The sequence below is a fragment of the Bradyrhizobium sp. BRP56 genome (genome assembly GCF_020194035.1).
Classification (GTDB): Bacteria; Pseudomonadota; Alphaproteobacteria; order Rhizobiales; family Xanthobacteraceae; genus Bradyrhizobium; species Bradyrhizobium australafricanum.
The window spans coordinates 1-394 of the sequence record NZ_JADYVV010000237.1 but is presented as its reverse complement, the minus strand read 5'-3'; the positions used below and the strand labels follow the sequence as shown (position 1 = coordinate 394).

General features: G+C 58.4%; 1 pseudogene. It reads right to left on the bottom strand.

The features are described from left to right. Window positions 1-394, bottom strand: a pseudogene (locus I6F38_RS43560) (integrase); the annotation flags it as partial.

Genomic DNA, 394 nt, shown 5'->3' with positions numbered 1-394 from the left:
GGTCGCGCATGTATGCTTGAGGGTGTGCCTGTTGACCTTCTTAGCCCGCTTTTCGTCGAAGATTTCCGTTTTGAGATTGTAGAAGGACTTCTTCGTCGATCCGACCTTCCCGTTATGTGCGATCAGATCGTCACCCTCTTTGGCCCAGCGTATCATGTGGGCCCGCAAGGCATTCGGAATACGGCAGGCGTCGGCCTGCTTGTTGTCAGGAACGCGCTCGCCGTCACCGGCGCGGTAAAAGATGCCGTAAGGTTCCCCGAACTCGTCGATCCCCGCATGCAGGTCGAGCCACGGTCTGCCTGGGATATCGACGAACGATGCGCGCTCGATCCTGTCGGCTCGTGTACCCGTGAAGGCGGCAACAAGGATGAATCTCGCGAGGTGGATGGACGTC